Source organism: Gemmatimonadota bacterium (assembly GCA_041390125.1).
Lineage (GTDB): Bacteria > Gemmatimonadota > Gemmatimonadetes > Longimicrobiales > Gaopeijiaceae > JAGQIF01.
Map to the genome: position 1 here is coordinate 234,516 of JAWKQN010000010.1, position 9,970 is coordinate 244,485.

The window sequence follows — 9,970 nt, forward strand, 5'->3', positions numbered from 1 at the left end:
ACTGGGGACGAATGGCTCCAGTGTAGGGGGTGGAGGGGCTGGGGGTAAGGCGGGGCGATGGGGGACTCAACGCCGCTACCATCAAGCCCGGTCGTCCGCCGATGACCGAGCCTCGCCGCGAAAGTGGTCCACCACGGCGCTGGAGGCGAGCAAGACCCTACCAGGCATCCGGGTCGACGCGTTCGCAGGCTTCCTCGATCGCTGCGGCGACGTCGTCGGCTACGCCACTCTCCCACGCGCCTCCGTACTTCAACAGAGCGGCACCGGGCGTGCCCTTGGGCGGGGCGACGGAGAGTGAACGGGCATACTCCAGAACCCGGCGTCGCTCCGACTCGTCGAGCCCGCGAAGCTCGTCGACGATCTCGTCGGTGGTCGATCGCTCGATCATGTCCACACCTCATTCGAGAAATGCGGTTCCAGAGGCCGGTTCGCGCCAAGAATCTAACCCTAGCCGCGTCCCGCTTGCTGCGCACGATGGGCCCGCCGGATACGAATCTGGGCCCACCAGCGAAGCGCGCCTTTCTGGGGCCCTGCGGCAGTGGTCTACCGGCCCAAGAGACCGCTCGAGGGGAACGATCCTCCCCAGCCGGGGCTCCCTGTTGATGGAGTCCAAGCGAACGTCTCCCCATTGCGTCCCCGCAGGCGACGGGGGGCGCCGCCTCAGCTCGGGTCGGGAGCGAATACCGTGGCACGTCAGCGCTGTCTCCACATCCTCGACGATGTAGCCGCTCGCCGCGACGCCCTGCTCGCCCGACTCGCGGCACAGCCTGCCGCGTCCCTGACGCACAAGGATCCGCCGGATGGTTGGTCGCCTCTCGAGATCGTCGAGCACCTCGTGCTGGCCGAGCGCTCGGTGTTTCGCGACCTGGACGCACTCGCCGACCTGGAGGAGGCTCCGCAGCGGCTCCGGGGTCGGCTCCTGCGACTGCTGGTGGTGGTCATCCTGCGCGGGCCGTTCCGGGTGCGGGTGCCCACGCGCTCCATGGTTCCCAGCGGGAGCTGGTCGCTGGAGGAATGCGGCCTCGAATGGCGGAGGAATCATGCGCGGCTGCGCGCGTACGCGGAGTCCCTCCCGGAGGCCGGGTTCCAGCGAGCGATCTTCGCCCACCCGGTGAGTGGTCCTCTTACCGTGTCCCAGGCGATCCACCTGATGAGCGTCCACCTGGGCACCCACGAGCGGCAGCTCGACCGTCTGCTCTAGCGTGCCCGCGCGCTCGAAGGGGTGTCGAGCCACGATCGCGTGCGGCGCCGCCTACCGCACTGGCGGCGCATGGGTTCTCGTGGGTGGGAGGGCGGCGGGCGGGAACGCCGCCGCCCCCCCGTCTCAGTTCACCCGCTGCGTGTAGTCGACGGCGTCGTTGGTGGCGTCAGGATCGGGCTGCTGGCCCTGCACCGTCCAGGTGCTGGTGTGCAGGCCGACCGTGAGGCCCTCGAACGTGACCGTGACGTCCACCTGGCCGCCGCTCGGCACCGGGCCCACGGCGCAGGTCACCACGCCGCCCGTTGCCGTGCAGGTGGCCCCGGTCGCGGAGACGAACCCCAGACCGGTGAGCGGCGTCGAGACCACGGTGGAGCCCGAGGACTCGGTGGGTCCGGCGTTGGTGACCCGGAACACCGTGTTCATGACGTCCCCCACGAACTGGTTGTCTTCCTGGGAGACCTGGAGCAGGGACAGGTCGGCCTCGCCGTCATTGTCCTGGATGGTCGCGTCGATCGGGGCGGCGTTGGGGTCGTTGTAGCGCGGGTCCGGGCTGGTCATCCGGTGCTGGACCTGATCGGTGTGCAGACCTTGCACGGCCGCATCGTCGATCGCGCGCACGGTCAGGCTGCGCGGCAGCGCCCAGTCGGTGGGGGTGACGGTGAACGGCGGGGACACGAGCAGCTCGCCCTGTTGGGCGGTGGGCGTCACGGTGACGTCCGACGTCGGCGCGGCGTCCCCCAGGCACGCCGAGTACGTCCGGGGAGACCCACCCTCGGCCAGCACCACGGAGGAACGCGTGGCATACAGGCGGTCCGGCCCGGGCTGGTAGCCGGCCAGGGCCAGGACCCCGTCGGGGTTGTGGAGCCGCCAGGCGCGGGTCGCGTCCAGCGCGAAGCCCTGGAGGGTGCCGAAGGCGCCCCTAGCCAAGGGCGTCTTGGTGGTATGCGTGTTGTCGGTCAGGATGGGGATCACCTGCCCGCAGACGCCGCCCTGGAACGGCGCGACGGTGACGGCGCGTAGCGTCCCGTCGTAGTGGACGTTCTCGCTGACCACGATCCGGTCGTACCGATCCGGCGTGGTCCCTCCCACCTCGGCGGTGACTTCGCTCTGCGCGTCCAGGACGAGACTGCTCATGGTCAGCGTCCCATAGCGGGGAGAGATGCCCAGCACGGTCGGGCCCGGCGTGCCGGGCGAGAGGGTACCGCCCGTGGAGAGCACCCGGTCGAGCGTCCCCCGACCCCGTAGCGTGGCGTGATCGAGCACGAGCTGGCCCGTCATGCGTCCAGAGCCCGAGATCGTCATGGTGCCCTCGTGGATCTCGAACTCGGACCCGGGCTCGGCGGTGATGAGGCCCGTGTGGATCAGCGTGCTGGGCGTGCCCGCAGGCCCGCTGGCGTCGACGCGGACCTGGCCCTGGTCCGCCACCGAGATCGTGCCCGTATTGGTCACGTGGGTCTCCTCGCCAAAGACGGCCGTCAGCACGAGATCGCCGCCCCCGACCGACGTGATGGTGCCGTCGTTGGTGAACCGTCCGGGTGCCGCGGGAGGCCCACTGGCACTCCACATGATCATGAAGTCCCCCCAACGTCCGCTCGCCGGGACGGTCACGAGCTCGATGGTGCCGGAGTTGCGCACCTCGGCGTTGGGCATCTGGAACCAGAGGAAGTTGCCATGAGTGAGGTCGGCGTCCACGCGGAGGCGAACGCCGGGGCCGATGTCGGTGTCGATCCACGTGCCGCCCTCGACCTGCACGTGCCCGTCGAGCGCAGGATCGTTGAACCAGAGATGCTGCACGTCACCCAGCGCGAGGAGCGGCAACGCAGGGTTGGCGGTGTTGACCGGGAGCGTGCCGCCGTCCCAGACGAAGTCGCCGAAGCGGTCGACCCGGATCGGAGCCGAGCCGCCGATCGTTCCCCCGGTCTGCCGGAACGCACCGCCACGGGGAGCAGAATAGGCGCCGTTCGTGTGCGCGGTCACCTTGATCGTGTCCGCGCCCGAAGTGAGCAGGATCCCGCGATTCTCGAAGTCGCGACCCTCGGTGTCCCCCAGCTCGCCCAGGACCACGAAGCGAGCAGGGCCGGCCACGCTCATCCAGCCCAGGTTCAGGATGGAGCGGAAGTGCCACTGCGTGGGAGGCGTGCAGCCGCACCCGTTCTCGATCTCCACCACGCCGCGGTTCTCGAACCAGTCGGCGTCCGGGAGCACGACGCCGGACGCGGGCGGACTGCTTCCCAGGTGGACGGTCTGGGCTCCGTCGATCTGCAGGCGCGAGCCCGCTTCGACCACGATGCCCTCGTCGACCAGGAGGCTGTGCTCCAGGCGCAGCGTGGCCGTGGCACCGGCGCCGCCCACCTGCACCAGCGTGGTCAGCACGTCGTAGTCCGCCGTGACCGTGTAGGTCCCCGGAGCGTCGATGCAGACGTTGTCCGTCAAAGAGGGAGCGCCGGCCGGGGACCAGTTCCCCGCATCGTACCAGTCCCCGTCCACCCCGCTCGCCCAGGACCGGGTACAGGTATAGCCGGGCACCAGCGTCCGGGCGGCGGTCAGCGCAGGGCGGTCCTCCAGGGGAGCCGGCGGGGCGTCGGGACCGACGGGTTGATCCTGACAGGCGGTGGCGCCGAGAACGAGCAGGACCAGGGCGGTGTGGCGCGGCATGGTGGGTGTCCGGGGACGGGTCGGGAGCCACCGGGGCGGTGCCTCGTCTCACGGGTCCCGGCGACGGAAGGGCGGCGGGTTGGACATGGGACGGGCCCACCACCGTTCTGCGAGGCCGGAGCCGCGACCCGTGACGCGCGCTGCGGGCTGCCCCCTACCCGAGCTCCTGCGCCAGCCCGATCAGAATCCCCTCGGGTCCCCGGATGTAGCAGAGCCGGTAGGCGTCCCGGTACTGGACCACCCGGTCCACCACCTCGGCCCCGAGCGGACGCAGCCGGTCGAGGGTCGCGTCGAGGTCCTCCACCGCGAACATGACGCGCAGGTAGCCGAGCACGTTCACGGGCGCGTTGCGATGGTCGGCGGCCACGGGTGGGGAGAGGAAGCGGGACAGCTCCAGGCGGCTGTGCCCATCCGGCGTGCGCATCATGGCGATCTGCACGCGCATGTCCTCGAGGCCGGTCACCCCCTCGGCCCAGTCGCCCTCGACGGAGGCGCGCCCCTCGAGCTCGAGACCGAGGGCGGTGAAGAACTCCACCGCGGCGTCGAGGTCCTCGACCACGATGCCCACGTTGTCCATGCGCCTGACGGTCATCGTCGCTCCAGGGGGGCGGAGTGGCTCGGCGTGAGAAAGATCAGGCGAGGCCTACGCCGCCCAGCGGCGTGGTGACGAAGCGCGCTCCGAATCCCTCGATCATCGGACGGCCTTTGCGGATGGCCTCCTGCACCGAGGGGAGCGACAGGGAGGCCTGGTGACTCTGCTCCGTATCCCACACCTCGGTCACCCAGAGGGCGTTCTCGTCCTCCGGGTCCTGGGCCACGATGTAGCTCCGGCAGCCGGGCATCCCCTGCAGCCCCTCCAGCAGGATCCCGGCGAGCTCGTCCCGCTTCCCCGGAACCGTGATCATCTTTCCGATCAAGCCGTACATGCGGACACCTTCTGGCGGGGGTGATGGTGCTCGATGCATCGATCCTGCACCGGATGTCGGTGCGCGGCCAGAGGTGGGAGTCGGCGACGGGCCTGGAGGTGATGCATCGCGGGATCCGGAGGATGCGGTGTGCGGCCTCTGCGTCCGACATCCTTCGGTGCCGAGGGGACCGATCCGCAGCGTTGCGGAGAGAGGGTGTCCCGAGCCAGGGCAGCGCCGGCCCGGCGTGGTTCCGGCGCGACGCCACGGGAGCCCTGTAACGACGGGATTCGTGGCGCAGGCGCTGCGCCGAAGCCGCGTCGGCATGCCTCCTGCGCGCGATTCGGGCCCGTCCTCCTCGCGTCGGTCCCGTCCGCCGCGACCGGGCACCCTGGATCCTGGAGCTTCACCGATGTCTCTCCGCGCCCGCCTTCTCCCGATTCTCGTCCTGCCGATGCTGGCGTTCGCGGCGTGCGACTCCGACGGGACCTCCACCCTCGATGACGGCCCGACCCGCCTCTCGGTGTACCTGACCGACGCGCCCGGGGACGTGGCCGCGGTCTGGGTGGACGTGGCCGAGATCTACTTCCAGGGCGGGCCCGGCGGGCGTACCTCCGTGCTCGAAGAGCCGACCGGTCTGATCGAGCTGACCGCGCTGGCGGACGAGACCCGTCTGCTGGTGGGCGACCTGCAGCTCGATCCCGGTATCTACCGGCAACTGCGGCTGGTCCTGCGGGCCGCGGTGCTCGAGGCCACGGACGGGCAGGTGTACGCGTTCGGCGGAGCCGAGCACCCGGACGGGCTGCCGGTTACCGGCGACCTGCAGTGCCCGAGCTGCAGCGGGAGCGGCCTCAAGATCAAGCTGGCCGGCGACGCGGTGGAGCTGACCGAGGGCGGCAACGCAGTGGTGCTGGACTTCGACGTGAGCCAGAGCTTCGGCCACGCGGCGGGGCGCTCCGGCAAGTGGATCATGAGCCCGGTCATCCATGCCGTGCGCACGCCGGACAGCGACGACCCCGAGGCGCCCGATGCGGGCGGCAGCATTGTGGGGACGGTGGTGCTCGCCCAGGACGAGGCGGGCAGCCCCGTGCAGATCCCGCAGTGCCCCGAGGGCACGGACCGCTCCCTCGCCGACTTTGTGCCCGCGGCGGTGGCGCTAACGCTGGCGGACGGAGACGGCTCCCCGATCGTGCGGACCGGCGTGGTCGGCGAGGGCAGTGCCTTCCGCATCGCACCGCTCGATCCAGACACGTACACGCTGGGCGTGCAGAACCTGGAGCTGGACGCGTTCACGCTGGAGTGGACGGCGACCGTGGAGCCGGGTGAGGTGAGCGTAGGTGAGGGGGAGCGGGTGGAGGGGGTGGTGTATACGGTGACGGGGGCGGGGTGTGTGGCGCGGTGACGGTAGGATGACTCCCGCCGGGGCGCACACCTGTAGGTGATCGCCTTCTCAAACTGCGTAATATGGTGCCAGGTCGCGCTATTGCTCCAAGGCCGCGCCTATCGTACGTCGCAAAGCCTACCCAACCACGCCTCGCGAGGAACTCGGCGTCGCCCAGACCACGGCACCGCATACTACGATGGCCTCGACGCCTCCCGAGGTTCACGACCTCCCCCGGCGCGATTCGCCATCACTAGAACGCGTTTACTTACCTTCCGCGGGGCGTCTCTCGGCGGACGGACCGGACATTGGATCGCCAGGGAGGCGGAGCGCTGGGGACTAAGAGCAGACCCCCAAGGCGCGAGCGGTTCATAGGACTCACCGAAGGCCGCCCTGCGTGGCTCGATAAGGGTGGATCGATTGGCCTCGCCGTGAGGCTATTGCGGGTGCGACGGGTCCGGGCTGGCGGATCCAGAGCCGGGCGAGCAGAGCTTCCCGCATCGCCGTCGTCCTCTAACTGAGCGTACCGGCGAACGCGAAGAAACTACGCCCTAGCTCGCGCTACCAGTCCTCAAGGCTTACAGCGCCTCAGCGCTGAGCCGCATTGTGCAGAGCGGCCATCAGTCGCCATCGCGCTTCGAAGCGGTACGCCTTGTTCGTCCCGATTGAGCCGAGCGTGGTGGTTGGGCGGCTGCGAGGCACTCCAAGAGCATGTCTCACAATGAACATTGTCAAAGTGACAGTCAGTCGGTCTGGTCTGAGCTCTGCAAATATGGCAACAGCACCTCCCGCAGCTGGATGGCGTCACTGTCGGCGGGTTCGAACTGAAGTACAAACGCGGCGCGCCCAAGCATGTGCTCAACATACCGGGCCCTTGTCTCACCAATCCGCTTCAAGTGAGACCCGAGACCAAACCGTCTCACATAGTGTAGAACCTGTCGCACCTCGCGGCGAACCCGAGGCGGCGTCCGTGCACGAGTGTTAACAACCACGCCAGTGACCTCTTGCCGCCTTGATCGGTGCATCGCCTTCGTCTTGGACTCGTTCAATCTGAGGCCCCCGCTTGCCAAGACGTCGCGCACGAATCGGACTGTCGGGCCGATGTTCACGCCCCCAGATATCGTTATATCATCTGCGTATCGGGTGTAGCGGTATCCAGCGGCGAGGCAATAGGCTCCGATCCGGCGGTCTAGTGACCGGAATAGCAGGTTGGACAGCGCTGGGCTAGTTGGTGCGCCCTGAGGCAAGCACCCATCGAGTGTCGTCAAGTTGGCTAACGCGCCCCCTGCGGAGCGACTGTACCCGAGAGAGCGGAAAAGCCGAAGCACTTGCCTTATGGAGAAGCTTGGGAAGTAGTCCCGAACATCTAGCGAGAGAACTACCCGCTGCCCTTGGTGGAATCGTGCATTCGCCTTGATCCCCAAGCCGGGCACGAACCCTTTTGCGAATCTTGATACTGGGACAAGGTAGAGAATCTGGTCAAGAATCCAGCGTTGGATCTCTTTGAGGCTGGGCAAGGGCTCGGCAATCTCGCGGCGGCCACCAGACCGCTTGGGCACCATGAAACGCCTATACATGCGATCTTGCGCGTAGCAGCACGCGAGGACGTATTCTTGATCGTATCCCACGAGGCCTGCCAAGTGGGTTACGTCGAAGATTACAGGAAGACCCGCACGGTGTAAGCGAAGGCCGTAGGCGAGGCAGGCCGAGACGTACTGTTCGCTCTTCCCACTGAGCGCCGCGCGGGTGCGGAAGCGCACGGCGTAGTCAGACCAGTCCATCATGCCCAAGGGGTGAGGATGCTCAGCACTACGAACTCGCTGTCGTTCCCGGACGCCGGCCACGCCGGCGTCCACGCGAAGCGAAGCGGAGCGCTCGTTGGACCTTCCGGTGCGCGCTCCTGCGCGCAGGCCCGAAGGGCCAGGAATGTCCAACGAGGGTTTTGAAACAGGTTCTTCCTAAGTGAGCGACTCGCTCACCCGGCAGCATTGCTGCCAGCAGGCTAGTGCTGAGCATCCCCCTAGGACCTTGGTAGAGTACCGCCCGGCGGGAGGGTCGGCAAGAACGGGAAGTCGAGTGCTAGCGGATCACAGCGATGGTGATACAGGGGCTCCCACTCCGTCCACCCCTTTTCGGCATTCGACCTCGTAAGTACCTCATGACCTTCATCAGTTAGTTCGAAGCTGCCGTCGGAAGCTCTCGATATCAGGTCTTGCTGGATTCCTAGTTCCAGCAGGTTCACAATCTGATTGGGACGCAACCCTTGTCTAAACAGCGGGGTCATTTCGCCCCGGCGGGCGATCTGACGTAGCAAAGTCGCTAGGTGGTGCGCGGCCGTCATCGGTCGAAGGGTGGGATCCAGCCCACCTCCCCTGTTGGCGTCTTCCAGTAGACCGGAAAAGTGTTATTGGGGCAACGCACTAAGGAGACAAGAGCTTCAGACCTACGGAACCCCCGTTTGTAGGTCCCAGGAACGTTCATCAGCGTCTCGATTCCGTCCATGGTGGAAAGCGCCTCTGTGATGTTGGGCAGAGTCGATGAGTCTGAGATGCCTCTTCGACGCACAATCACGGAGCAGGCCTTTACACCGGCGTTCCGGAGACTGCTCAGTCCGGCTTCCTGAGCAACCAGCGCTCCGACCAACACCTGATCCGTATCGTTTGCGAACTGCGCCGAGAAGTTGGTGCAAGCCGCGAGGGCGGTGTCGCCTGAACCGATGAAGTCATCAACAATAAAGATGAGTGCGTTGCACCGACTCGGTAAACGCTCCCGCACAAGATGGGCTCGATCCCAAGAGTGGTGCGGTATCTGGCGGCGCTTCAGCTCTGCTCGAACCAGATAGGTAATCATGGCGCCGCTCTTGGGCTCGCCCGAACTCCAGTCTTTCATCATGGGGAGTACGATAAGCGGTCCGTCGCGGCCTCGCTCGTAATGCTGATTCAAGAGAATTGCTACTAGCTCGCTGGTTCGCGATCCGTACTCTGGGAATGTCTGTACCAAGAAATCTGAAGTGAGGTGCATAAGCAGTTCCTGAGCGGGCGGTTCCAGGTGGCTCATCAAGTTCACCATGCGATCGAACCGGTTGGCTACCGCCTCGTCCCCACCAATATCCCAGCCATTTGCGGCAAAGATTTCTCGCAAACGATCAATCTTCTCGGCCGTAACGCCCATCCAAATCGCCCATTGGTCGAGCCGCGCCTAACCGCCAGAAACGGCAGTGCCTCGCGCTGCGCTAGTTGTCAGGAAGCCAGAGACGAGGGCTCCAGATACGCGTGTTCAAAAGGGGCTACAGTTCATTTGCCGTCGGGGGCGTTTTAAGGCCTCCGAACCGGCGCCGCTCTCCCGCTACAATGCCACGGTACTCCCGGTCTCAGCAGGCCGCCAGAGCGGCGCGTTTGCTCGCTCAGAGTGGATCGGTACGGGGCGCCACACCCGCGCACATGGGATGTTCGGATTCTTGAACAGCCGACCGCGAGGGTCAAGCCGACACCCATCCACCGGGCCTACCAGGCGATCAGCTCCGCCTCCACGACGGGGATTGCGGGGTGCGAGACAATCGGACGAGACGCTGGCCGACCTTGACGACCATCTGCGGGTCTACGGCCCTTCCGGATCTCACGCGGGCGCGCGGTGGAGGCTCGGTCTCCGTGACCGGTCTCGTGCGCAGGCCGCCGACAATGCGCGCTTACTACTACCTGACCCGCGTCGTGCGCACGCCGCGAAGGAGGTTCCGCCCAAGAGCCGCCTAATCGACCGCCGCGGTGGCCACCACTTTTAGGCGATTACCGTGCTGGCTCAATCGGCGTTCTCCACTACCACTGGACGACG

The 9,970-nt window shown here is 66.9% G+C and carries 7 protein-coding genes; 2 read left to right on the forward strand and 5 right to left on the reverse strand.

The window, feature by feature from the left end; all coding sequences use genetic code 11:
• Positions 1-157: 157 nt before the first annotated feature.
• Positions 158-388: a hypothetical protein gene (locus R3E98_12795; protein ID MEZ4424282.1), complete on the reverse strand. Its 231-nt coding sequence runs from the start codon at positions 386-388 to the stop codon at positions 158-160.
• Between the two features lie 297 nt (positions 389-685).
• Here R3E98_12795 and R3E98_12800 point away from each other — a divergent pair, with 297 nt between their 5' ends.
• Positions 686-1,201 carry a DinB family protein gene (locus R3E98_12800; protein MEZ4424283.1) on the forward strand — a complete coding sequence of 172 codons (516 nt, stop codon included), beginning with the start codon at positions 686-688 and terminating at the stop codon, positions 1,199-1,201.
• Between the two features lie 123 nt (positions 1,202-1,324).
• Here R3E98_12800 and R3E98_12805 read toward each other — a convergent pair whose 3' ends face one another.
• From R3E98_12805 to R3E98_12815, 3 genes are all read right to left on the reverse strand, one after another.
• Entirely contained in the window at positions 1,325-3,856 is a 2,532-nt protein-coding gene (locus R3E98_12805) for a DUF11 domain-containing protein (GenBank protein ID MEZ4424284.1), read from the reverse strand.
• A gap of 154 nt (positions 3,857-4,010) precedes the next feature.
• Positions 4,011-4,448, reverse strand: a complete 438-nt coding sequence (locus R3E98_12810) for a VOC family protein (GenBank protein ID MEZ4424285.1) — start codon at positions 4,446-4,448, stop codon at positions 4,011-4,013.
• A gap of 40 nt (positions 4,449-4,488) precedes the next feature.
• Entirely contained in the window at positions 4,489-4,782 is a 294-nt protein-coding gene (locus R3E98_12815) for a putative quinol monooxygenase (protein MEZ4424286.1), read from the reverse strand.
• Between the two features lie 391 nt (positions 4,783-5,173).
• Between R3E98_12815 and R3E98_12820 the strand changes: the two genes are divergently transcribed.
• Positions 5,174-6,163, forward strand: a complete 990-nt coding sequence (locus R3E98_12820) for a DUF4382 domain-containing protein (protein ID MEZ4424287.1) — start codon at positions 5,174-5,176, stop codon at positions 6,161-6,163.
• Between the two features lie 2,316 nt (positions 6,164-8,479).
• Here the strand turns inward: R3E98_12820 and R3E98_12825 are convergent.
• Positions 8,480-9,313, reverse strand: coding sequence for a hypothetical protein (locus tag R3E98_12825; GenBank protein ID MEZ4424288.1), 834 nt, complete (start codon positions 9,311-9,313; stop codon positions 8,480-8,482).
• Positions 9,314-9,970 lie beyond the last annotated feature (657 nt).

Coding starts and splice junctions, on each gene's coding strand:
- R3E98_12805 (MEZ4424284.1), bottom strand. CDS start 3,856: ATGCCGCGCCACACCGCCCTGGTCCTGCTCGTTCTCGGCGCCACCGCC.
- R3E98_12815 (MEZ4424286.1), bottom strand. CDS start 4,782: ATGTACGGCTTGATCGGAAAGATGATCACGGTTCCGGGGAAGCGGGAC.
- R3E98_12820 (MEZ4424287.1), top strand. CDS start 5,174: ATGTCTCTCCGCGCCCGCCTTCTCCCGATTCTCGTCCTGCCGATGCTG.
- R3E98_12810 (MEZ4424285.1), bottom strand. CDS start 4,448: ATGACCGTCAGGCGCATGGACAACGTGGGCATCGTGGTCGAGGACCTC.
- R3E98_12825 (MEZ4424288.1), bottom strand. CDS start 9,313: ATGGGCGTTACGGCCGAGAAGATTGATCGTTTGCGAGAAATCTTTGCC.
- R3E98_12795 (MEZ4424282.1), bottom strand. CDS start 388: ATGATCGAGCGATCGACCACCGACGAGATCGTCGACGAGCTTCGCGGG.